Origin of the sequence: Oceanicaulis sp. LC35, from assembly GCF_052055585.1 — a bacterium.
Lineage (GTDB): Bacteria > Pseudomonadota > Alphaproteobacteria > Caulobacterales > Maricaulaceae > Oceanicaulis.
Genome location: NZ_CP170485.1, coordinates 2,941,680 through 2,964,293, shown reverse-complemented (window position 1 = coordinate 2,964,293; position 22,614 = coordinate 2,941,680). Strand labels below are relative to the sequence as shown.

Here is a 22,614-nt window from a genome sequence, read left to right as displayed (position 1 = left end):
CCCGCCGGAGCGATCCGGCGGGGTTTCTTTTTTTGGCGTTGGCGGCGTCAGCCTAGAAGCTGGCCTGAACACCCAGGGTGATCACATTGGTGTTCGCATCGCTTTCCGACCAGCTCTCGCCGGACGGCAGATTGCCGCCGGACAGGAAGTTGAGCGGTACCCAGCCTTCGGTGCGGATCAGCTCGCCGAACAGATTGACCGACGGGCTGATGAAGTACGAACCGCCCAGCACCCACTGGTCCTGTTTCTCCCACGGCGCGCCAGCGTCGCCGGAGATGAAGCGGCTGAATTCGAACGAGACCGCAAAGTCCTCGGTCGAGCTGATGTCGAGCCAGTAACGGCCGCCCAGGGTGAAGGATTCCGGCGCCACGGCTTCAAAGGCGGAATAGATCGGAACCGGCGAGGCCGTGCCCGGCCAGTCTTCGGTGGTTCTGGCGTACTCGCCCAGAAGCTCCATCCGGCCCAGATCCGCGCGGGCATAGACCGCCCAGCCCGGATTGTTGTCGCTGCACGGATTGAAGTGGAAGACCGGATAGGCCTGGCAATAGGCGGTGGCTTCGGTGTAGCTCGCGCCCGCCATCAGCGTGCGATCCTCGCCCAGATCGGCGGTGTAGTTCACATCCACGGCGAAGTTGTTCACGCGGCTGGGGACATTGGTGTCCTCGACCGGGGCGTTGTGGGCGCGGAATTGCGAACCGCCCTGGATCGCCATGGCGCGCACATGCAGGCCATTGTTGTAATAGCCCACGAGACCGCCCGTCGCGAGACCGGCGAACGCATGCCAGTTGGTGGAGTTGGTGAACGGGCTGACGGTGTCATTCAAGCCGAAGGGCGTGTCCATCTTGCCGATGGCCGCGTACCAGGGGGTGCGCTCGAGATCGCCGAACAGCACGAAGGCGCGGCGCAGCTGGATCTGGTTGCGGTTGATGTCGGTCAGCGTGCCCGAGCCGAAGCTCTGCTCGGGGTCAAACAAAAGCTCTGAATAGAGCGTGATCGAGTCCGACATCCGGCCGGTGACGGCCAGCTGGGCGGAGTGGATCACAAACTCCGACACCGTCTCGCCGATCTGGTTGGACGAGGTCGGGTGACGCATCAGCCAGCCGAACTTGGTGTTGGAATTGCTTTCCTGATAGTTCGCCAGGGCGGTCACATCACCGCTCAGCGTGACGCGGCGGTTCAGATCGCCATTGGCGGCGGCCTGCAGCACAGTCAGCGGGCGGGTGTTCACGCCTTCGGCGTGATCCAGGATCTGATAGCCGTATTCGGGGCTGATCCCGACCAGGTTCTGGTGGAAATCATCGCCGTGATGATCGCCATGACCGGCGTCATGATGGCCGCCCTCATGATGGGCGGTCTGCATCGGCGCATCGCCATGATGGCCGGGCGCCGGGTGCGCCATGGAGGGCGCTGCGGGCGCGTCCACTTGCGGCAGCAGGCCTTGAGCCTGCATGACTTCGAGCAGCTGGCGGTTCATGGCTTCAAGCTGTTGAACGCGCGCTTCCAGCTCTTCGATGCGCGAATCGTCGTCGGCCAGGGCCGGCGCGGCCAGACCCAGCGACAGCAGGCTCACGCCCGCGATCAGTGCGAATTTCATGTGGTGTCCCCAAAGGATTAAAGGAGCGCTGTCCCGGCGCTCTGAAAAGAAGGGCCTAGCCCTTGTGCGGTTAATAAAAGTTATATGATCGCACCGCTACTGCGGTCAGACAGCGGCTCTATAGCCGCGGCTGACGGGCAGGGTGCGTCCGTCTGACAGGCGCGCCTCCGCGTCGCCATCGCCTGTGGGGACAAGCTCTCTAATGGCGGGGCGACAGGCAATGTGCGAGCGATGAAGGCGCACCGGGTCCGCCCCTGCAGATTGCAGCAGGCTGATCAGCCGGGTCAGGGTCATGCGCGCCAGATGCTCGCCCGCTCGGGTGCGCACCTCGACATAATTCCCTGCGGCGCTGGCGCTGAGAATCTCGCTGGCGGGCAGGCGGATCTCGCGCCCGCCGCTGCGCAGGGTGATCACATGATCGGTGCGGGCGTCCTCGCGCGCCGCCTTCAGGCGCTGGCGGGCGTCTTCAAGCTCGCGGAACAGGGCCAGCATCGCCAGCATCAGCGCATAGGACAGGGCGTCCTTCCTGAATTCATAGCCGAACTCGCCCAGAACGCCGCCCAGTCCTTCATAGTCAAAACCGAACAGCGGCGGCCAGAGCAGTGTGCGCAAGCCGTTCATGACGCTCACATGGACAAGGGAAAAGGCAAGCGCGCCCAGAACATGCACGGGCAGGGCGGTGCGCCAGCGCTCCAGCGAGACCGGGAAGCGCCGCTCCAGCAAGGCGACGGGCGCAAACAGGGCGATGATCACAAGATTGCTTGTGGCTTCCAGCGTCAGGGCGCGCAGCCAGCCCCCGCCTTCGCCCGCCCGACGCCATTCCTCGGCCAGGGACAGGCCGTTCACCAGCCAGAAGCCCAGGGTGACCAGGGCGAAGACCAGCAGGGTCTGGCGCAGGACGCGGCGTTCGAGAGCAGGGGTTTGCATGGGACGATCATGCCAAGCTCTACGCCATCGAGCCAGTGCGGGGCTGCGTCATTCGTCCCTGAAAGGCCGCAATTCATCCCCGACCCGCAGACGCCTGTCCCCGCAGGCCGTCTTTCGCCCCGCTCCGGTGGGCGTCGGACATGCGGCGGGTCAGAAGGTTGGCCGGATCGATTGGGAGACGACAAATGACTGAAACCGGACCTCGAGCGATGGCGGCCCCCACCCGTCGCCATGATCTCGATTGGCTGCGCATCATCGCGTTCGGCCTTCTGGTGCTTTACCATGTGGGCATGTTCTACGTGCCCTGGGGATGGCATGTGAAAAGCGTTCACGCCGGCTCGGGCGCCGAGCCTTTGATGAGCCTTCTGAACCCTTGGCGGCTCGCTTTACTGTTCTTCATTTCCGGGGTGGCGTTCCGCTATCTGTATGACAAATCCGGCGGATGGAAATTTGCGGGCGAGAGGACCTGGCGACTGCTGCCCGTCATCGTGTTCGGCATGCTCGTGGTGGTCATGCCCCAGACCTATTTCCAGCTGCGCGAAATGGGCGAGATCGAACCCGGAATTCTGGCGTTCTGGCCGCACTACATCACCGATTGGGAGATCGCCGGAATCGCCGTGCCGACCTGGAACCATCTGTGGTACGTGGTCTATCTGTTTGTGTACGCGCTGGTGCTGGCGCCGCTCATGGGGCTTCTCAAGGCGTTTGGCCGGGGCCCCGGCGCGGTGCTGGGCCGGATCTGGGACAGCCGCTTCGGCCCGCTTTTGATCATCGGGCTCGGTTTCGCCCCGATGATGGTCTACCGGGTGTTCCTGACGCCGCACTTTGACGTCACGCACAATCTGGTCTGGGACTGGGCGAACCATGCCTACAGTTTCACCTGTGTGCTGTACGGGTTCTTCGCCGCCAAGTCCGAGCGCTTCTGGCGCGGCGTCGACCGGGCCTTGCCGCTGGCGCTGGGCCTGACGGTCGTGCTGGGCGTTGTGCTGACCCCGGTCTGGGCGCTGTATTGGGATCAGGTCGCAGAACATGCCGTCCCGCTCTGGCTCGCTCGCGCCGGACGCGTTCTGTATGCGTGGTCGATGATCGTGACGCTGCTGGGCCTTGCCCGGCGCTTCCTGAATACGGACGGCCCGGTGCGGCGCTATCTGACCGAGGCGATCTTCCCGGTCTACATCCTGCACCAGACCATCACCGTGGCGGCTGGATACGCCCTGACCCGGATGGGCCTGGATGTCTGGACCGAGTTCGTCCTTTTGACGCTGATCACCTATGCGGGTTCCTTTGCCGGGTTCGAGATCATCAGGCGCATCAAACCCTTGCGGCCCCTGTTCGGGCTCAAGCTCTGATCTGCGCGCCCTGCATGACGGTCATGCAGGGCGTTCGCTTTTTTGAGCGTAGGCGATCCCGTCTCACGTGTGATATTTTCCGGATCGGCCGACGGACAGCGAATGCGCGCGCGTATTCAGACTGAACACGGTCTGGATCAGGAACGGGATGAGCGCAGAATTCTGGCGTGCGATCGAGCGCGATTTTAACGAGGGACGCTATCAACGCGTTCTGGACGGCCTGCGCCCTCTGATCACTCACCCTCAACCCGGCCTTCAGGCGTTCAAGGTCTTTGGGGCTGCTGCCATCGCGCTGGGCGATTATCCGTCTCTGGGATGGGCGCTGGGCGAGCGGTCCCGGTTGGCCCCAGATGACGCCCGGCTTGTGGTCGAGGTCTGGGCGCTGGAAGCGGCCCGACGTGAGCAGATGGAGTTAGCCGCCCGCCTGATGCAGCAGCTCTATGATCAGGGCTTGCGCACGCCGGGCGCGATTTCCCGTCTGATCCGCTGGTCCATCGCTTCGTCGAATGTGGCGGGTTTGAAGCGTGTCGCCGAAGCGGCGCTGGGTGATCATCCGGGCCAGCTCGACCTGATGGAAGCGGTCGCCCAGCTTCACCTGGTGCATGGCGAGAAACAGCAGGCCGCCTGTCTGGCGCACGCCATACTGGCGCTGTCGGCCGGGCATGTGCTGGCGTTTGATATTCTGGCCGAAGCCGAGCCGGATCTTGTCCCTGCTGAGCGGATTGCGCAGTTTGAAGCGCTTGAACCGGGGCTCGCTACCCGGTCCGATCCGGCGGCGGCCACTTTGGGGTTTGCGCTGGGGCGGGTGCATGAGGCACAGGGCCGGCTTGCTCAGGCCTGGGCGGCCTATGAACGGGCCAATCACACCCAGCGCCGGACGCTCGCCCGCGCCGGCGCGCCGGTATCCCTGAGCCATGTGCTGATGGCCTGGGAGCGCGCCCGAGCGTTGCAGGAGACGTCGGTGAATCTGCCTCGCTCTGTGCGGTCAGACGGCCCGCGCCCGATCTTCATCATTGGCGCGCCCCGATCGGGCACAACGCTGCTTGAAAGGATCCTGCGCGGTCATTCCGCGATCACCGGCTATGGCGAGCGTCAGTACATGGCGTCAGCCTTCGATCAATTCTGCGCGCTCGACCCGGCAAGCCGGGACACAGTCTGGCCCGATCTGCGCGACCGCTGGCGGTCGGCGTATCTGGAGCGGGGCGCGGCGCAGACGCCCTTCATTCTGGACAAGCTGCCCTCAAACCTTGAGCGGGTGGCGTTTATCCGGGCGCTCTTTCCCGACGCGGTGTTCCTGCATTGCTCTCGCAGTGTCGAGGATACGGCGGCGTCGCTGTTCACCAATGATTTCGGCTTCCGCCACGGCTATTCGACGCGCTGGGCGGATGCGCTGGGCTTTGTCCGGCACGCGAGCGCCGTCGCCGCCTATTGGCGCGCAGCGGGCTATGAACTGATCGATGTGAGCTATGAAGCGCTGGTGGCCGACCCCGAAGGGGTTCTGAAGCCCGTGCTGGATCGATTGGGCCTTGGCTTTGAGCCGGGCTGTCTGAGCGAGCCCGATCCCAATGAGCCGGTCTTCACCCTCAGCCGGTCCAAGGTCAGGAACGCCATCGAGGCGCGCGCGATCGGCCGGTATGCGCGGTTTGTCGAGGCGGGCGCGAAACCGGGCGCCGAAGCGCCCGGTCTGCAAGGCGAGGGCCTTTAGGCCTTACTCGTCGATATCAGGCACGGCGACGGCGTGGAAGCCGGCGTCCACGTGCAGAACCTCGCCGGTGCACGACTTGCCCAGATCACTCAGCAGGTAGAGCGCGGAGCCCGCCACGCCTTCCATGGTGGTGTCTTCCTTGAGCATGGACCAGTCCTTGCCGGTCTTCATCAGCGTGCGGCCGCCTGATATGCCGGCCATGGCGAGCGTGCGCATGGGACCGGCCGAGATGGCGTTCACACGGATGCCCTGCGGGCCCAGATCACGCGCGATATAGCGGGTAGAGGCCTCAAGCGCAGCCTTGGCGACGCCCATGACATTGTAGTTGGGCACAACGCGCTCGGACCCCAGATAGGTGAGCGAGACCATGGCGCCGCCGCCCTCTTCCCTGGACGGCATCAGCGCGCTGGCGCGCTTGGCGGCGTCCACGAAGGAAAACGCGGAAATGTCCATGGCGCGCTGGAAACCCAGACGTGTGGTGTTGTGGGTGAAGCTGCCTTGCAGCTCGTCCTTGCCCGCAAAGGCGATGGCGTGGACGAGGAAGTCGAGCTTGCCCCATTTGGCTTCGAGCGCCTTGAAGCAGGCGTCCATGGACTCGTCATTGGTGACGTCGGCGGTCACCATGAACGGCTCGTCGCCGAGGCTCTCCACCAGCGGACGCACGCGCTTTTCCAGCGCTTCATCCTGATAGGAGAACGCCAGCTCGGCGCCCTGGGCATGCAGTTGCTGGGCGATGCCCCAGGCGATGGAGTTCTTGTTGGCCACGCCCATGATCAGGCCGCGTTTGCCCTTCATCAGCGTGCCGGTCGGAAACTCGTTATCGGCCATGGCCGTCCCCTTCTTGGTCTTGTGGGCGCCCGTTCAAACCGGCGCAAACTGGATGGACGGCGCAGCGCTGGTGCTGGCTGCGCCCGGTGTCATGGCTCGCTGATAGCCCAGACCGGGCCGGGGTGTCGAGATTGACTGAGACGTGATAGCCGACACAGCGTTTTGGCGTTGGTTAAACTTTAGCCGTCATGTCAGAATACTCACGGGGTCGGCGACGAAACGCCGGGTGGGCGTGTGTCGCAAGTCAGGACTGTTGAGGACAAGCATGAAAGCCACTCCAACGCCGCGCTCGGTCGCTATTCCGAAGCGCTTTGGCAATCTGGATTGGGCGAGCGTGTTCGCCGCCATCATCTACCCCGCCCTGGGTGTTCTGGGCCTCGTCATCGCCTTTACCCTCGGCCTCGCGCTTGAGGGGCTGACGCTGCACTGGTGGTATCCGGTGCTGGCGCTGTTCGTGGGCGCCGTCACGCTGGTGATCTGCAATATGGGCATCGGCGTGCTCCATCGCGTCTGGCAGCACAAGGCCGGCGAGCTGAAAGCCCCCGCCCAGGTGATCACCGCGATCAACTGCGTCATCGCCATGCAGGGCAAACTCAAGGACTGGGTGAACTATCACTCCCAGCATCACCGCCTGTCCGACAAGCCCGGCGATCCGCACAACCCGCATGAAAGCAAGCTGTGGGCGTGGATGGGCTGGCTGATCTTCCGCGATCCCAATGATCTGCAGCGTCCGACCGCCATGTGGCTGAAGGATCTCAAGACGGTGCAGATTCTTGACCGTCACTATTCGCTGATCACCCTTCTGGTGCATCTGGTGCTGCCCGCGGTCATCTATCTGACGGTCTGGGCGATGGGCGGCTCCTTGCTGCTGACCTTCATTCTGCACGCGTCGGCGGTGACCGCGCGCGCCATCCAGTTCCACGCCACCATTCTGGGCGTGAATGTCTTTGGTCACCTCAAGACCCCGCTCTGGGCGGATTACCTTCTGGCGATCCTGACGGGCGGCGAGGCGTTTCACGATCACCACCATGACGAGCCGGTCAGCGCGCTTCACCTGCCGCGCCGGGGTCTGTTCAATCGCCTGATCGATTACAACGGCACGACGCTTCTGGTGTTCGAGAAGCTGCGCTGGGCCAGCAATCTGAAGATTGCACCGCAATTCAGCGTCCCGGCGCGCATCACGGCGGCCTGAGAAAGCGATCGTTAACCCCAGCTTCACGATAGAGGCGGTCTGCTGAGCGAAGCGGGCTAGGGTCAAACCTGTCCGCAGCGTCAGGAGGGGAAGATGCCGCGCGAAACGTCGATCCTGTTTGTGTGCACCGGCAATATCTGTCGCTCGCCCACGGCGGAAGCTGTCGCCAAGGCGATGGCGGAGAAAGCCGGCAAGGATCTGGTGCTGGATTCCGCCGGCACCGGAGACTGGCATGTGGGCGAACGCCCCGATCCGCGGGCGGTGAAGGTCGCCCAGGCGCGCGGCTATGACCTGTCAGGCATCACGGCGCGGGCGATCACCGATGAGGACTTCATCCGCTTTGATCATCTGATCGCCATGGATGACGGCCACAAGCGCTGGCTGGCCGAGGCGCGCAGCGGACGGCAACTGCCCGAAACCAAGATTTCCCTGCTGATGGACTGGTCGGTCGGCCTCGCCCGCACCTCCATCCCCGATCCCTATTACGGCGAGGACAAGGATTTCGAGCGCATGCTCGACCTCATCGAGAAGGGCTGTCAGGGCCTGATTTCAAGGGTGTGAGGGTAAGGTGAGCTGAAACCCCGGCCAAGCGCAGCGTAGAGCCGGGGCCTCCATCAGGATAAGGCGCTTTATGCGGAACAAGGTCCCGGGTCTTCGCTTTGCTCGCCCGGGAATTCAGCGATTAACCCCTCACAACCCCATCTGCCTGACGGCCAGATCGCGCATGATCTCTTCCGAGCCGCCGCCGATCGCCATGACTTTCACCTCGCGATAGATGCGCTCGACCGCGCAGCCGCGCAGATAGCCCGCGCCGCCCAGGATCTGCATGGCTTCACTGGCGCAGAATTCGGCGGTCTTGGACGCGAACACCTTGATCCTGGCGAGCTCGGCGGCGGGCATGGCGGCGCCGTTTTCCGTTGCTTGGTTCACCCGCCAGGCCACCATTTGCAGATAGGCGTCCAGCGCATCGATGCGGCCGGACATGTCGGCGATCTTGTGTCGGATGGCCTGATGCTTGATCAGCGGCTTGCCGAAGGTCTCACGCTGCTGGGCATATGTGATCGCGTCATCGAGACAGCGTTTGGCCATCCCCAGACAGCCCGCCGACAGGGTCAGGCGCTCATAGTTGAAATTGTCCATGATCGCGAGAAGGCACAGGCCTTCCTGACCGAGCTGGTAGCGTTCGGGGATGCGGCAGCCGTCAAAATGCAAGGTGGCGGTGTCTGAACACCACCAGCCCATCTTGTTGGTGATCGGGGTGCGGGTGAAACCGGGCGCGTCCGCGGGCACGACGAACAGCGAAATGCCGCCAAAGCCTTCCCCGCCCGTGCGGGCGCCGACCACATACCAGCTCGCTTTCATCCCGCCGGTGATGAAGGTCTTCTCGCCGTCGATCACCCAATCGTCGCCATGCTTGCGGGCTTTGGTGACGATGCGCGACAGATCTGACCCGCCCGACGGTTCGGTCATGCCGAGCGCGCCGCCTTTGCGGCCCGCCACGATGTCGGGCAGGACTTCGCGCTTGATCTCGTCGGAGGCGAGGGAATGGATCGGGCCGGTCATGATGCCGCGCGAGCCCAGTGACGCGTTCACCCCGCCCACGCCCGCATAACCCATGGCGATGCCGGCATCCACGCGCATCAGCGCATCCTCAAAGCCGTTGCCGCCATAGGCCTCGTCAATGCCAAAGCCAAAGAGGCCCAATGCGCCCGCCTTTTCGTGCAAGTCCCACGGAAAATCGCCCGCCTCATCCCATTGATCGCCATAGGGGCTTATCTCGCGATTGATGAAGCCTTCCACGCTGTCGCGGAACGCCTTGCGCTCGGGCGTGTCAAAAGGCCGGGCGAGGGCGGATGTGGGTGCGTGGGTCATGAAGGCCTCCCGAATATGTCTTTTCCCTTATCGTAATAAGGTTGACGTATACGGCAAGCGGTTTGAGACGGACGCGTCGACTTATCCCTCCCCCCTCCCCGAGGGGAGAGGGGAAGACTCTGCATTGCGCTCTGATTTCGCCCTTTCTCTTCCACTCTGCCCGCGCTAACTGCAGCGCCATGACACCGCTCACTCTCGCCGCTTTCGCGGGCGCCATTTTCATCCTGTTCTTCACGCCGGGGCCCGGAAACGTGGCCATGGTGGCGCGGACGCTGGATGCAGGTCCGGTGCATGGTTTTGTCTATGGCGGCGGCATCATCACAGGCGATATTTTCTGGCTGACCGTGGCGATTACGGGCTTGAGCGCGGCGGCGGAAGCGGCGTCGGGCTATCAGGGCCTGTTCTGGATCGCCAAGCTGGGCGGGGCGGCGATTCTTTTGTGGTTCGCCTGGGGCGCGTTTCAGGGCTGGCGCCATCCTGCAACGCCAGACGCCATGATGAAGCCCGTCAGCAAGCGCGGATTGCTCGCCACCTATGCGGCGGGTGTGGCCATGCCGCTCACCAACCCCAAGCCCATCATCTTCTATCTGTCTCTGCTGCCAGCCTTTTTCGACCTCAGCGCGGTGACGCCGGTCACTTACGCCATCATGGTCTCGATCATGCTGGCCATGTATGCGCTGACCGCGACGGTCCATGTGGGGCTGGCGCATAAGGCGCGCGACTGGCTGAAGGCGAAGGGCGTCAAGCGCTGGGCCGATCTCGTCACCGCGGTGATCATGGCGGCTGTGGCGGTGCTGTTGCTGGTGCGCTAGCGCCGGGGCGGAAAAGTCCACACCCAGAGTGTTTTCAAGCATGGTGACAACGCCGCGAACGCGGTAAAACAATGCCATGTCAGAGACACCGAATCAGGAATACGGCGCGGAGTCGATCAAGGTCCTCAAAGGGCTCGACGCCGTGCGCAAGCGCCCCGGCATGTATATCGGCGATACCGATGACGGCTCGGGTCTGCACCACATGGTCTATGAGGTGGTGGATAACGCCATCGACGAGGCGCTCGCCGGTCATTGCTCGCAGGTCACGGTTTGCCTGCATGCGGACGGTTCGGCCAGCGTGACCGATGACGGGCGCGGCATCCCCACCCAGATTCACGCCGAGGAAGGCGTGTCGGCGGCGCAGGTCATCATGACCCAGCTGCACGCGGGCGGGAAATTCGACCAGAACTCCTACAAGGTGTCCGGCGGCCTTCACGGCGTGGGCGTCTCTGTGGTGAACGCGCTTTCGGACTGGCTCGACCTGACGATCTGGCGCAATGGCCGCGAGCACACCATGCGCTTCCGTCGCGGCGATCCCGAGAACGGTCAGGATCTGCGCGAAGTGGGCGACGCAGGCGGCAAGAAGGGCACCCAGGTGCGCTTCATGCCCTCAGAAGAGACCTTCTCCGATATCGTGTTCGAACGCTCGCGGCTCCTGCACCGCCTGCGTGAGCTGGCCTTCCTCAATTCGGGCGTGAAAATCGTGCTGCGCGACGAACGCGAAGCCGAGCCCTTTGAAGAAGTGCTGGAATATGAGGGCGGCGTGGCCGCTTTCGTCAAACACCTGGATCGCACCAAGACGCCGATCTTCCCCGACCCGGTGCTGATCACCGGCGAGCGTGAAGGCGTGACGGTCGAGGCGGCGCTTGAGTGGAATGACAGCTATCACGAGAACGTGCTGTGCTTCACCAACAACATCCCCCAGCGTGATGGCGGCACCCACCTTGCGGGCTTCCGTGGCGCACTGACCCGGGTGATCAACCAGTATGCGGGCAGCTCCGGCATTGCGGCGAAATCCAAGGTGTCCATCACCGGCGATGACGCGCGCGAGGGCCTGACCTGCGTGCTGTCGGTGAAGGTCCCGGACCCGAAATTCTCCTCGCAAACCAAAGACAAGCTGGTCAGCTCCGAAGTCCGCCCGGCGGTCGAGAGCGCGGTCTATGACACGCTGTCAGAATGGTTTGAGGAACACCCGGCCGAAGCCAAGCAGATCGTCTCCAAGATCGTTGAAGCAGCCGCCGCCCGCGAAGCGGCGCGCAAGGCGCGCGAGCTGACCCGGCGCAAATCCGCGCTCGACATCACCTCCCTGCCTGGCAAGCTGGCCGACTGCCAGCAAAAGGACCCGGCGAAATCGGAACTCTTCATCGTGGAGGGTGATTCCGCAGGCGGGTCCGCCAAGCAGGGTCGTCACCGCGAGAATCAGGCCGTGCTGCCGCTGCGGGGTAAAATCCTCAACGTGGAACGCGCGCGCTTTGACAAGATGCTGTCGTCTGACCAGGTCGGCACGCTGATCACCGCGCTCGGCACCGGCATTGGCCGCGACCAGATCGATTACGAAAAGCTGCGCTACCACAAGGTCATCATCATGACCGATGCTGACGTGGACGGCGCGCACATCCGAACGCTCCTGCTGACCTTCTTCTATCGTCAGATGCCCGAGCTGATCGAACGCGGCCACCTCTATATCGCCCAACCGCCGCTCTACAAGGTGATGCGCGGCAAGTCCGAACGCTACCTCACCGACCAGTCCGAAATGGACGCCTTCCTGATCGAGGAAGGCAGCTCGGAAGCCGTGCTGGAGCTGGCCAATGGTGAAAACATCACCGGGCAGGATCTGGCTGAACGGGTGAAGGCCGCGCGCGGCATCGCCCTGTCGCTGGACCGTCTGTCCGCCCGCGCGCCGAAATTCGCGCTGGAAGCCGCCGCCCTTGAGGGCGCGCTGCACCCGGACGCCACACAAGACCAGGTCGACGCTGCGGCTCGCCGCCTTGCCGGGCAAGCTGATGAAGGCGAAGACGGCTGGGTCGGTCAGGTGCTGCCTGAAGGCGGCATCGTGTTCAAACGCGAAGTGCGCGGCGTGGTGGAATCCATCACGCTTGATGACAAGATCCTCGCCAGCCCGGACGCCAAGCGCCTGTCAGAACGGGCCTGGGCCATCCGGGGCGATTATCAGGGTGCAGCCTGGTTCCGTCGCAAGTCCGAGGACACGGAAATCCACTCGCCGAACGCGCTGGTCAGCGCGGTGCAGGCCGCCGGCGCCAAGGGTCTGAAAATCCAGCGCTATAAGGGTCTGGGCGAGATGAACCCCGACCAGCTGTGGGAAACCACCCTCGACCCCGAAGCCCGCTCGCTGCTGCGCGTCTCGGTCACCGAGGCCGATGTGGCCGACGACCTCTTCTCCAAGCTCATGGGCGACGTCGTCGAACCCCGCCGCGACTTCATCCAGGAATTCGCCCTGGAAGCGGAGGTGGATGCCTAGGCGTCTGCGCTCTGCGATCTGATCAAAACCCCGGCCCGGCGCCTGCCTGGCCGGGGTTTTTGTTTTGGGGGGTATTTCTTCAAACCTCACCCCATGTCATTCACCGGTTTATCCGGTGAATCCATGCCGTGACCTGTGATTAGAACAACCGGCATGGATCCCCCGCACAAGGCGGGGGATGACAGGATTGGGGATGATGAGAGCTGAATTCCCGGGCGAGCGGAGCGAAGACCCGGGACCTCCCTCCGCGTAAAGCGCTTTTCCTGCACGAGGCCCCGGCTTGGTCGGGGTTTCAGGACCGAGATGAAGAGCTACAACCCGCCGCCCACGCGGTTTTTCCAATAGCCGACATCCTCGGCGTATTTGCCGACCACCTCGCCCAGCACCTGGTTGAGCTTGAGGGTGTGGAAGCTGATCCATTCGCCCTGGTCGATCTCTTCAAGCGCGCGCATGGAGCTGCCGAGGAAGAAGGCGTAGAGCGCGCCCACCAGAATGAAGAGGACGGGGAAGACCCAGCCCAGCGCAATGATCGTCGCGAACGGGTTGAACAGGCCCAGCGCGGCGGCAAGGCTGAACAGCGCCAGAAGGCCCGCAATGAAGGCGGCCGGCACGAACAGGAGGTAATAGCTGGAGTTCCGCGTGATCTGGAACACCACATTGCGCACATAGCTCTCGATGAAGAAGACGCGCAGAGCCAGCCAGTTGATGTTGAGCGTCCACAAACGCGCCTCGGCGGAGAGCTGTTTGCTGTCGCGCTCTTCACCCACGGTGACCGATTTCGCCCGGCCAATCGCGGTGCGGTAATGGTCATTGAGGCGCGCGCAATAGCGGGTCAGGAAGTTCGCCATCTCCCGCGCGGTATTGCGCTGATAGGGCGCGTATTCGGCGTAATAGAGCGCCCACATGATGAGCGCCGCCAGAATGCACGATCCCGCGCCAAACATCAGCGAATTGAGCGCGCCGGCGGTCGTCTCGCCAAAGAGATCGCCATGCAGCGGGCCAAAGGCGTCCACCACACCCACGGCGTTCAGCACGATATTGGCGATCAGCACGATGGACAGGATGGACGACAGCCAGATCGACAGGCGCCGCACATTGGCGTTCATCAGCTTGCGGGTCTCGTTGAGCATGTAGAGAAGCCCGTGCTCGCTATCGGCGAATTGCTGGGCGATCACCGCGCCTTCCACGTCTTCAAACAGGGCGCGCGGGTCGGACGCGATGGGCACTTGTGAGCCGAGAAACTTGTCCGCCAGCGCGGCGTAATCTTTCGCCAGCGCATCGGTCATTTCTTCAGGCATGCGCATGAAGCCCACCCGAACCGCCATCCATTTGAAGATCAGGCCCTGACGGGAGATGAAGCTCTCCTCGTGCGCAAAGTCATCGCCCAGAGCGCCTTCGAGCAGGGTCTTGTGCCCCGACACCGCCGCCGCCCAGGCGGACGGTCCCATCTCGCTGGCGCGATTGGGGGCGGATTTCTTGCCCAGGCCAAACAGGCGCAGGATCAGCCGGAAGGGGAAGGAGAGCCCGCGTAAAAGGCCGGCGCCCAGGCGGCTCGCATACTGGGTGATGACAAACACCACAAGCGCCAGCGCCAATCCGACCGCCAGCCCGGTGACAAATCCCGAAACGCCCATAAACCCGTCCATTGCTACGCCCCCCTTTGACCCGGCGGTCCCAAGGCGCCGGATCAAAAGGAGTTTAGCCGCTTTTCAAGCGCGAGGCGAGCAATGGTTAATGGGTCTTTACGCTTAGAAGGGGATCCAGTTGCGCTGACGCGAATAGGCCAGATAGCCCACATTGGCGCCCGCGCGCAGGCCGACGCCCGAGCGGATCGGCGCGAGGGTGATGCCGTCGGCGCGCTGATAGTTCACGCCCATGCCCGCCACCAGATAGGCCGAGCCCTCAACGCCGGGAAAGCGCTGATAGAGACGGTCGGTGTCGTTCAGGCGATAGACGAGGGTGAAGACGCGGCTGGCATTGCCCCCGGCGTCAAAGCCCACGGTCGGGCCTTGCCAGTAGACCTTCTGCTGGTCGGTGCTGCCCTTGAGCGTCAGATAGCCTTCGCCATAGCGCAGGCCTACGCCCGCCGCGCCGGAGACTTCTTCGCCCGCGATATAGCCCACGGGGCGACCCAGATCGGCGAAGGTGCGTTCCAGCACCGAGGCGGCGGCTTCGGCGGTGACGCCAAAGAAGTCGGCCACCACATCGACCAGCTCCTCATTGGAATAGGTGTCGATATTGGACTGGTAGTCGCTTTGCGGCGCCGCGGCGTTGGCGCTCTGGGTCGAGGGGCCGCCATTGGTGCTGCACGCGCCCAGGGCCAGCGCCAGAGCGGTGGTGGTGATCAGTGAAAGCGAGGAACGTTTGAACATGGGTATCCTGCCTTTGTATCCTGTTGTCGTCGCCCGGACCCTGAGGGGGAATTGGGGCTGGGGTGAGGCGAAAGGGTGAAGACTGTCTTAACGGGAGCCTCCGAACCCGTCCTTACTGCCAATCTGCTTGGCGAGCGGCCTTCCCAATGCTAACTCCCGCGGCATGAGCACAGATCCGTCCCTGATCCGAAATTTTTCCATCGTTGCGCACATCGACCACGGCAAATCGACCCTGGCCGATCGCCTGATCCAGTTCACCGGCGGTCTCACCGACCGCGAGATGAAGGAACAGGTGCTCGACAATATGGAGCTTGAGCGCGAACGCGGCATCACCATCAAGGCCCAGACCGTGCGTCTGGACTATACCGCCAAGGATGGTCAGACCTACGCGCTGAACCTGATCGACACGCCCGGCCATGTGGACTTCGCCTATGAAGTCTCCCGCTCGCTGTACGCCTGTGAGGGCGCGCTGCTGGTGGTGGACGCGGCCCAGGGGGTCGAGGCCCAGACGCTGGCGAACGTGTACGCCGCCATCGATGTGGATCTCGAGATCGTGCCGGTGCTCAACAAGATCGACCTGCCGGCGGCCGAGCCTGACCGGGTGAAGGCGCAAATCGAGGACGTGATCGGCATCGACGCCTCTGACGCCATCGAGATTTCCGCCAAGACCGGCCTTGGCATCGAGAATGTGCTCGAAGCCATCGTCACCCGTCTGCCCGCGCCGAAAGCCGGCGATCCGGCTGCGCCCCTGAAAGCGCTCCTGGTGGACAGCTGGTACGACCCGTATCTGGGCGTCATCTGTCTGGTGCGGATCATTGAGGGCACGCTCAAGAAGGGCATGCGTGTGCGCCTGATGGGCGCCAAGGCCAGCTATGGCGTGGACGGCGTCGGGGTGTTCACCCCCGCCAAGGAAAACCGCGATGCGCTGGGCCCGGGCGAGATCGGCTTCCTGAACGCCTCGATCAAGCAGGTGCGCGATGCGCGCGTCGGCGACACCATCACCGAGGAAAAACGCCCCACCGACTCCATGTTGCCGGGCTTTGAGCCCGCCGTGCCGGTGGTGTTCTGCGGCCTGTTCCCGGTGGATGCGGCGGACTTTGAAGACCTGCGCGACGCCGTGGAGCGTCTGGCGCTCAACGACGCGTCCTTCAGCTTCGAGATGGAAACCTCCGCCGCGCTGGGCTTTGGTTTCCGCTGCGGCTTCCTGGGTCTGTTGCACCTTGAGGTCATCCGCGAGCGGCTTGAACGCGAATACAATGTGGATCTGATCACCACCGCGCCGTCGGTGGTCTACAAGATGCAATTGACCGACGGGTCAGAGCTTGATCTGCACAACCCCGCCGACATGCCCGATCCGGTGAAGATCGCCTCCATCGCCGAGCCCTGGATCAAGGCGACCATTCTGGTGCCCGACGAATATCTCGGCGGCGTGCTGAAGCTGTGTCAGGACCGTCGCGGCGTGCAGCTGGAGCTGACCTATGCGGGCTCGCGCGCCATGCTGGTCTATGAGCTGCCGCTCAACGAGGTGGTGTTTGACTTCTATGACCGCCTGAAATCGGTCACCAAGGGCTATGCCAGCTTTGATTACCAGTTCATCGAACACCGCGAGGAAGACCTCGTGAAGATGTCGATCCTGGTGAATGAAGAGCCGGTGGACGCGCTGTCAATGATCGTGCACCGCTCGCGCGCCGACATGCGCGGCCGCGCCATGTGCGAGAAGCTCAAGGAGCTGATCCCCCGGCACATGTTCAAGATCCCGATCCAGGCCGCCATTGGCGGCCGCGTGATCGCGCGCGAAACCCTCTCGGCCATGCGCAAGGACGTGACCGCCAAATGCTATGGCGGCGACGCGACCCGGAAACGCAAGCTTCTGGAAAAGCAGAAGGCCGGCAAGAAGAAGATGCGCCAGTACGGCAATGTCGAAATCCCGCAGGAAGCCTTTATCGCCGCCCTCAAGATGGATGACGATTAAGCGCTGGGCGCTATGCGAAACGAAAAAAGCCCCGGCCGATGGCCGGGGCTTTTTTGAATGCTAAGCTTACCGTGCTCTCCTACAGGGAGATTGTTTTCCCTCGACAGATGTATAACTCTGGTTTCGAACACGGGAGGGCAGCATGGCAGATTATGTTTCAAGCGTTAGAATACCAGATCTTCTAATGAAATTAAGGGAAGGTGAGTATTTAGTTCCTCAATTTCAAAGAGATTTCGTCTGGAGTGTGTCTGATATAGGTGCACTCCTTTCGTCTATTATAAGTTCAAGGCCGATTGGAATGTTAACATTATGGGAGCAACCAGATAATTCCGGATTGGAACTAGAGCACGTCAGTATTCCAGACACTTTGATTTCTGGAGATGAATCTCAGGTGTACTTTGGGAGTAATGATGACCGGACAAATAAAAATTATGCCATTTTAGATGGTCGCCAACGATGTACTGCAATCGCTATGGCTTTTGGGGGATTGGCAGCAAATGATGCTAGACGGAAGTATTCTGGTAAATTCTATTTAAATATCAATGATATTGAAGGTAATGAGAGAATCATATTTAAGAAAAAATCAGAAATTGATAAATTCGGTTTAAGTACTCTTGCGGAGTCCATTTCAAAAGGTCTATTTCCTTTCGAAATGGATTTTTCGCAATTTGAAAGCTTGGATGATCAGTGGAAGAATTACGCCCGATGGGTCGCTGATGCTCAGTATTATCCAAACGGGGCTCTCCCGATAAAAGAAGAGTTGGATCGAAGAATATCGATAGTTGATGATGCATTTCAAGGGATAATTAATAGTACACTTGCCGTATATGCTGTACCAAAAAAGTATGATCTTGGTACTATCTGCGAAATTTTCGAAACTTTGAATACGACAGGAACAAAAGTTTCTACTGTCGATCTTATACACTCATGGCTCTATTCGGACACTATTAACGATTTCCCCCACCCATTTAATCTTAGAGATTGGATTAAGGAATTGGGGCAAAGACCAGGAGCTGAAAGCTGGGCAGACCCCAATGACCGGCCGGAGCTAATAGCGCAGTTTGTAACTTCTGCGTACATTGCTGAAAAGAATCCACCGAAAGCGCGCCCAGTAGGAGGTAAGCAAGCAAGCATAACTTCGGTCAAATCTGGGGATTTACTTGCAACTCCCAAAGAGCATTGGAGAGAAATTCAGTCTAAAGAAATAGATTTTGCGCAGTATATTGGAGCATTTCAGGATTGTGTAGCGTCTAGCCCATTCCCTATGGCTAGCTGCCCTTATCCAATTAGTGCGGCCATCTACGTGGGGCTTAGATGGACTAATGATATAGATGCTAGAAGGTGGTCTTTAGACGATCTAAATGCTCTTTATAGAGCATTTTTTTGGAGAAATGCTTTAAGGAGTAGGTACGATCAAGGCTTTCTAACAAAAATGGCATCAGACCAAAATTTTCTTATAGGTATACTTGAGAAAAGAAGTGACTATACGAATTTTGGCGAATGGTCTTCCTACTCTGCGAAAGAATTAGATAAAATTGTGGGCGGGCCTGAAAGTATTTCAGCGATCGCGGAAGGATTATTAGATGCTAAACCAGCTGGTGCTTATGGGAAAGCCTTGCTTTTGCCTGTTTTGACGAATCCGATACGGGATATTCTAGATGTTTCTAAGAAGATTGACTTGATATCTGCCAGTGATGGTAGTTTTGAAGTTCATCACTTGTTCCCTAAGGCTTGGATAAGGGATAATATTTCTTCAAGCATACTGAACTATTGGAATGATAAAAGAAGTGGTGCAGTTAATTCTATTGCAAATTTAACTCCAATGTTAAAAGTATCAAATCAAAAGTGGAGCGCAAAGATACCTGGCAGGGCTCTAGAAGATGCGAATGTTACCCCGGAGTCGCAATCTAAAATATTAAGGAGTCACTTTATTGATGATAAAGGATTTGAGTTATTGCTCCGAGGGCAGGCAGGTTTACCTGAATTCTGGGAGCATAGGGCAAGTTTGATTGCACACCACCTTCATGAATTAACGAGAGTGCAGGCAGTATAAGAATCAACAGCCCCGGCCGATGGCCGGGGCTTTTATGTTCAGGAGCGCGATGATTGCGCTAGTGGCCGTGATCTTCGAGCTCGGGGGTTTGAGGATCAGAGGCCCCGGTTTCACCCTCATCGTCCATCTCGTGACCGTCATGGCTCATGGCGCCCATTTCGGGGTCGAGATCGGGGGCGGCGTCGCGGACAGGCAGGGTGACGGTGAGGGTTTCGCCGTCGGCGAAGGTCAGCGTCACGGTCATTTCGCCGTCTTCAAGGGCTTCAGGGTTCACGCCAAAGATCATCAGATGATCGCCGCCGGGCGCGAGGCTCATCGCGCCGCCTGCGGGGATGTCGAGGCTGTCCACATGGCGCATGCGCATCACTGCGCCATCCATGGCCATGGTGTGCAGCTCGATGGCGTCGGCTTCTTCGGTGAAGGCGCCCACTAGCTGGCCGCCCGGCGCGCCGGCGGTCAGGGTGACAAAGCCTGCGGTCACATCGCGCCCGCCCAGCGGCGCGCGCACCCAGCCTTCGATCACGGCGTATTCGGCGGGCTCGGTGCTGGCCGGCGCCTCTTCAGCGGGCGAGCAGGCGGCGAGCGTCAGAACGCTCAGCGGAGCCAGGGCAAGAAGGGCGCGTTTGAACATGTCATCTCTCCATATGAGACGGGCGAGGTGATCCACCCCGCCCGGTCCCGGTTCGCCTAGACATGGCGAGTTTTTTCAAGCCGCGCAAGCGCCCGGCGTGCGGCGTTTACGCGCCCCAATAGCCCACAAGCTTGCGCACTTCGTCGATCACCGGGCGGGCGGCGGCGCGGGCGCGCTCGGCGCCGTCTTTCAGGATGGCGTCGATTTCGCTCTTGTCGTTGAGAAGGCGGGCATATTCCTCGCTCACCGGGGCGATGTATTCCACCGCGGCTTCTGCCAGCTTGGGCTTGAAGACGCCAAAGCCCTCGCCGCCGAACTCGCCCAGCACATCGGCCACCGACTGGCCGGTCAGCGCTGCATAGAGGCCCACAAGGTTCTTCGCTTCCGGACGATCATTGAGGCCCTCTGCGGTTTCAGGCAGGGGCTCGGGATCGGTTTTCGCCTTCTTGATCTTGCGCGCGATGGTGTCCGCATCATCGTGCAGATTGATGCGGGCATTGTCGCTGGGGTCGGACTTGGACATCTTCTTCGTGCCGTCCTTGAGCGACATGATCCGCGCGCCTGTGGGCAGGATCACGGGTTCCGGCTGGGGCAGGATGATCTCGTCGCCGCCAAAGTCGCGGTTGAAGCGGGCGGCGATGTCGCGGGCCAGCTCCAGATGCTGTTTCTGATCGTCGCCCACAGGCACATGGGTCGCCTTGTAGACCAGGATGTCGGCGGCCATCAGCACCGGATAGGTGAACAGGCCCACGCTGGCGCGCTCGGCGTCCTTGCCCGACCCGGCCTTGTCCTTGAACTGGGTCATGCGCTCCATCCAGCCCATGCGGGCCACGCACTGGAGCACCCAGTTCAGCTCGGCATGTTCAGGCACGGCGGATTGGGCGAAGATGGCGCTGCGCTTGGGATCGACGCCCGCTGCGATATAGGCGGCGGCCACGCCGCGCACCCGGTCGGGCAGCACGGCGGGATCGTAGTCGATCGTCATGGCGTGCATGTCCACGGCGCAGAAAAAGCATTCCTTGCCGCTGTCCTGCATGGGCACCCAGTTCTTCAGCGCGCCCAGATAATTGCCAAGATGCAGGCCGCCAGTGGGCTGCATGCCGGACAGAATGCGTTCGGGGCCGGAATAGGCGGGCGTCGCGTCAGTCATGGGAATTTCCGCTAGAGAACAGGGTTGAAGCCCTGTCTCTTAGCGGGCGCGGGGCCGGGCCTCAAGCGTCCGGGCCGTCCTGGGACTGTTCGAGCGTCCGGGCGGCAGGGGCGGCCTTCACCGGACGCACCGCTTCCATGATCTCGGAAATGCGCAAGGCGCCCGTGGTGACGCAGGCGATGGCGTAGACGCCGCCGCCCGTGGCGACCAGCACCAGAAGCCCCAGAATGGACAGGGCGTCCGCCCCGATCACAGGCGCTGCCGCACGAGTGATCATGGGCAGGGCGCTGGCCAGGGCGAAGACGCTGGCCCCCATGGCGAAGGAGGCGAGGGCGAGACGCGGCAGGCGCTGTTTCAGCCGGGCGTCAAACACCAGATGGCCTTGCCGGATCAGGGTGAAGCCGAGCAGCAGCGCGTTGAGCCAGCCCGCCGCTGACGTGGCGAGCGCGAGGCCCAGAAAGCCCAGCCCGCCAAAGAACAAGGCCAGCGCCAGCACCAGATTGAGCACGACCGAGGCGAGCGCGAACATCATGGGGGTGCGGGTTTCCTCACGCGCGAAGAAGCCCGGCGCCAGCACTTTCACCAGCACGAAGGCCGGCAGGCCCACCGCATAGGCGCAGAGCGCCAGGGCGGTATTGGCGGTGCTTTGGGCGGTGAAGGCGCCGCGTTCGTAAAGCCCTTCCACAAGGCTGTCAGGCGCTGCGAGAAAGGCGACCGCGGCGGGCAGGGTCAGCGCCAGCGACAATTCGATGGCGCGGTTCATGGCGAACTGGCCGCCCGCCTCGTCCCCGGATCGGACCCGGCGGGTCAGATTGGGCAGAAGCGCCACGCCCATGGCGATGCCGATCACGCCCAGCGGCAGCTGATACAGGCGCTCGGCGTAATTAAGATAGGAGCGTGCGCCCACTTCCAGCATGGCGATGGAGGAGGTGACGAGCACATTGATCTGGGTCGCGCCTGCGGCGAGGGCGCCGGGAACACCCAGGGCGATCAGGCGTTTGACGCGGCGGGTCAGACGCGGAAGCCGGAAGGTGATCTTCAGGCCGCTCTTTTTGGCGACCATCCAGAGCAGCAGGGCCTGCAAGACGCCGGACGCCGTAACCCCGGCTGACAGCCAGACCGCCAGTCGGGCGCCGTCGGCGTAATCGAGCGCCAGAATGACGATCAGCACCACGTTGAACAGCATGGGTGCGCCTGCAGCGGCCGCAAAGCGGCCATGGGTGTTCAGCGCGCCGCCAATCAGGGCGGTGAAGGCCATGGTGAACAGGTAGGGCATGGTGATCTGCAAGAGCAGGGCGCCGAAGGCCATCGCATCCGGATCCCCGATGGAGCCGGGGAAGAACACATAGGCCAGCCAGGGGGCGGCGATCTGGAAGATCACCACCACGCTCAGGGTGGCGGTCAGCAGCACGGACAGGGCTTCGGACGCAAAGCGGTCCGCCTCGGCCTGATCTGCGGTCTCCAGTTCGCGGGCGTAAAGCGGCACGAAGGCGGAGTTGAAGGCGCCTTCGGCGAAGATGCGGCGGAAGGTGTTGGGGATGGTCAACGCCTGGAAGAAGGTATCGGCCACGCCGCTGGCGCCGAGATATTTCGCCGTCAGGATTTCGCGCAGAAAGCCAAAGACTCGCGAGGCGAGGGTAAGACCGCTGACAACGCCCAGATTGCGCAAGAGCCGCAT

At 61.9% G+C, this 22,614-nt stretch carries 17 protein-coding genes; 8 read left to right on the top strand and 9 right to left on the bottom strand.

What is annotated here, in order from left to right; translation table 11 throughout:
* Positions 1-52 precede the first annotated feature (52 nt).
* Together ACFELO_RS13970 and ACFELO_RS13965 are read right to left on the bottom strand one after the other, a co-directional pair.
* Positions 53-1,594, bottom strand: a complete 1,542-nt coding sequence (locus tag ACFELO_RS13970; RefSeq protein ID WP_440958381.1) for a porin — start codon at positions 1,592-1,594, stop codon at positions 53-55.
* 105 nt (positions 1,595-1,699) lie between these two features.
* The gene (locus tag ACFELO_RS13965; RefSeq protein ID WP_440958380.1) at positions 1,700-2,521 is read right to left on the bottom strand and encodes a LytR/AlgR family response regulator transcription factor; all 822 of its coding nucleotides are present in this window, start codon (positions 2,519-2,521) and stop codon (positions 1,700-1,702) included.
* A 185-nt stretch (positions 2,522-2,706) separates the two neighbouring features.
* Between ACFELO_RS13965 and ACFELO_RS13960 the strand changes: the two genes are divergently transcribed.
* Entirely contained in the window at positions 2,707-3,870 is a 1,164-nt protein-coding gene (locus ACFELO_RS13960; RefSeq protein WP_440958379.1) for an acyltransferase family protein, read from the top strand.
* Between the two features lie 148 nt (positions 3,871-4,018).
* A complete protein-coding gene (locus ACFELO_RS13955) occupies positions 4,019-5,575 on the top strand; it encodes a sulfotransferase (protein WP_440958378.1) in 1,557 nt (518 codons plus the stop codon).
* Between the two features lie 3 nt (positions 5,576-5,578).
* On the opposite strand, the gene ACFELO_RS13950 is transcribed toward ACFELO_RS13955, so the two are convergent.
* Positions 5,579-6,403, bottom strand: coding sequence for an enoyl-ACP reductase FabI (locus ACFELO_RS13950; protein ID WP_440958377.1), 825 nt, complete (start codon positions 6,401-6,403; stop codon positions 5,579-5,581).
* 265 nt (positions 6,404-6,668) lie between these two features.
* Here ACFELO_RS13950 and ACFELO_RS13945 point away from each other — a divergent pair, with 265 nt between their 5' ends.
* Positions 6,669-7,595 carry an acyl-CoA desaturase gene (locus tag ACFELO_RS13945; RefSeq protein WP_440958376.1) on the top strand — a complete coding sequence of 309 codons (927 nt, stop codon included), beginning with the start codon at positions 6,669-6,671 and terminating at the stop codon, positions 7,593-7,595.
* A gap of 93 nt (positions 7,596-7,688) precedes the next feature.
* On the top strand, positions 7,689-8,156 hold the full coding sequence (locus tag ACFELO_RS13940; protein WP_440958375.1) for a low molecular weight protein-tyrosine-phosphatase: 468 nt from the start codon (positions 7,689-7,691) through the stop codon (positions 8,154-8,156).
* Between the two features lie 129 nt (positions 8,157-8,285).
* On the opposite strand, the gene ACFELO_RS13935 is transcribed toward ACFELO_RS13940, so the two are convergent.
* Positions 8,286-9,467 carry an acyl-CoA dehydrogenase family protein gene (locus tag ACFELO_RS13935; protein ID WP_440958374.1) on the bottom strand — a complete coding sequence of 394 codons (1,182 nt, stop codon included), beginning with the start codon at positions 9,465-9,467 and terminating at the stop codon, positions 8,286-8,288.
* Positions 9,468-9,646: 179 nt separating this feature from the next.
* Here ACFELO_RS13935 and ACFELO_RS13930 point away from each other — a divergent pair, with 179 nt between their 5' ends.
* A complete protein-coding gene (locus tag ACFELO_RS13930) occupies positions 9,647-10,279 on the top strand; it encodes a LysE family translocator (protein ID WP_440958373.1) in 633 nt (210 codons plus the stop codon).
* Between the two features lie 76 nt (positions 10,280-10,355).
* Positions 10,356-12,758 (top strand): DNA topoisomerase (ATP-hydrolyzing) subunit B, encoded by a 2,403-nt coding sequence (gene gyrB / locus ACFELO_RS13925; protein WP_440958372.1) that lies wholly within the window; start codon positions 10,356-10,358, stop codon positions 12,756-12,758.
* 311 nt (positions 12,759-13,069) lie between these two features.
* On the opposite strand, the gene ACFELO_RS13920 is transcribed toward gyrB, so the two are convergent.
* The gene (locus ACFELO_RS13920; protein ID WP_440958371.1) at positions 13,070-14,404 is read right to left on the bottom strand and encodes a hypothetical protein; all 1,335 of its coding nucleotides are present in this window, start codon (positions 14,402-14,404) and stop codon (positions 13,070-13,072) included.
* Positions 14,405-14,506: 102 nt separating this feature from the next.
* Positions 14,507-15,130, bottom strand: a complete 624-nt coding sequence (locus tag ACFELO_RS13915; RefSeq protein ID WP_440958370.1) for a DUF1134 domain-containing protein — start codon at positions 15,128-15,130, stop codon at positions 14,507-14,509.
* A 163-nt stretch (positions 15,131-15,293) separates the two neighbouring features.
* Here ACFELO_RS13915 and lepA point away from each other — a divergent pair, with 163 nt between their 5' ends.
* Positions 15,294-17,102 (top strand): translation elongation factor 4, encoded by a 1,809-nt coding sequence (lepA, locus tag ACFELO_RS13910; RefSeq protein ID WP_440958369.1) that lies wholly within the window; start codon positions 15,294-15,296, stop codon positions 17,100-17,102.
* A 142-nt stretch (positions 17,103-17,244) separates the two neighbouring features.
* Positions 17,245-19,155, top strand: coding sequence for a GmrSD restriction endonuclease domain-containing protein (locus tag ACFELO_RS13905; RefSeq protein WP_440958368.1), 1,911 nt, complete (start codon positions 17,245-17,247; stop codon positions 19,153-19,155).
* A gap of 58 nt (positions 19,156-19,213) precedes the next feature.
* On the opposite strand, the gene ACFELO_RS13900 is transcribed toward ACFELO_RS13905, so the two are convergent.
* The 3 genes from ACFELO_RS13900 to murJ all read right to left on the bottom strand — a co-directional run bounded on the left by ACFELO_RS13900 (position 19,214) and on the right by murJ (position 22,614).
* Positions 19,214-19,786, bottom strand: coding sequence for a copper chaperone PCu(A)C (locus ACFELO_RS13900; protein ID WP_440958367.1), 573 nt, complete (start codon positions 19,784-19,786; stop codon positions 19,214-19,216).
* A gap of 106 nt (positions 19,787-19,892) precedes the next feature.
* The gene (trpS, locus tag ACFELO_RS13895) at positions 19,893-20,936 is read right to left on the bottom strand and encodes a tryptophan--tRNA ligase (RefSeq protein ID WP_440958366.1); all 1,044 of its coding nucleotides are present in this window, start codon (positions 20,934-20,936) and stop codon (positions 19,893-19,895) included.
* A gap of 61 nt (positions 20,937-20,997) precedes the next feature.
* A complete protein-coding gene (murJ, locus tag ACFELO_RS13890) occupies positions 20,998-22,614 on the bottom strand; it encodes a murein biosynthesis integral membrane protein MurJ (protein ID WP_440958365.1) in 1,617 nt (538 codons plus the stop codon).

Bases quoted from the DNA above. Each gene is read 5' to 3' on its own strand.
- ACFELO_RS13970 (WP_440958381.1), bottom strand. From the start codon at position 1,594: ATGAAATTCGCACTGATCGCGGGCGTGAGCCTGCTGTCGCTGGGTCTG.
- ACFELO_RS13965 (WP_440958380.1), bottom strand. From the start codon at position 2,521: ATGCAAACCCCTGCTCTCGAACGCCGCGTCCTGCGCCAGACCCTGCTG.
- ACFELO_RS13960 (WP_440958379.1), top strand. From the start codon at position 2,707: ATGACTGAAACCGGACCTCGAGCGATGGCGGCCCCCACCCGTCGCCAT.
- ACFELO_RS13955 (WP_440958378.1), top strand. From the start codon at position 4,019: ATGAGCGCAGAATTCTGGCGTGCGATCGAGCGCGATTTTAACGAGGGA.
- ACFELO_RS13950 (WP_440958377.1), bottom strand. From the start codon at position 6,403: ATGGCCGATAACGAGTTTCCGACCGGCACGCTGATGAAGGGCAAACGC.
- ACFELO_RS13945 (WP_440958376.1), top strand. From the start codon at position 6,669: ATGAAAGCCACTCCAACGCCGCGCTCGGTCGCTATTCCGAAGCGCTTT.
- ACFELO_RS13940 (WP_440958375.1), top strand. From the start codon at position 7,689: ATGCCGCGCGAAACGTCGATCCTGTTTGTGTGCACCGGCAATATCTGT.
- ACFELO_RS13935 (WP_440958374.1), bottom strand. From the start codon at position 9,467: ATGACCCACGCACCCACATCCGCCCTCGCCCGGCCTTTTGACACGCCC.
- ACFELO_RS13930 (WP_440958373.1), top strand. From the start codon at position 9,647: ATGACACCGCTCACTCTCGCCGCTTTCGCGGGCGCCATTTTCATCCTG.
- gyrB (WP_440958372.1), top strand. From the start codon at position 10,356: ATGTCAGAGACACCGAATCAGGAATACGGCGCGGAGTCGATCAAGGTC.
- ACFELO_RS13920 (WP_440958371.1), bottom strand. From the start codon at position 14,404: ATGGACGGGTTTATGGGCGTTTCGGGATTTGTCACCGGGCTGGCGGTC.
- ACFELO_RS13915 (WP_440958370.1), bottom strand. From the start codon at position 15,130: ATGTTCAAACGTTCCTCGCTTTCACTGATCACCACCACCGCTCTGGCG.
- lepA (WP_440958369.1), top strand. From the start codon at position 15,294: ATGAGCACAGATCCGTCCCTGATCCGAAATTTTTCCATCGTTGCGCAC.
- ACFELO_RS13905 (WP_440958368.1), top strand. From the start codon at position 17,245: ATGGCAGATTATGTTTCAAGCGTTAGAATACCAGATCTTCTAATGAAA.
- ACFELO_RS13900 (WP_440958367.1), bottom strand. From the start codon at position 19,786: ATGTTCAAACGCGCCCTTCTTGCCCTGGCTCCGCTGAGCGTTCTGACG.
- trpS (WP_440958366.1), bottom strand. From the start codon at position 20,936: ATGACTGACGCGACGCCCGCCTATTCCGGCCCCGAACGCATTCTGTCC.
- murJ (WP_440958365.1), bottom strand. From the start codon at position 22,614: ATGCGGCTCTTGCGCAATCTGGGCGTTGTCAGCGGTCTTACCCTCGCC.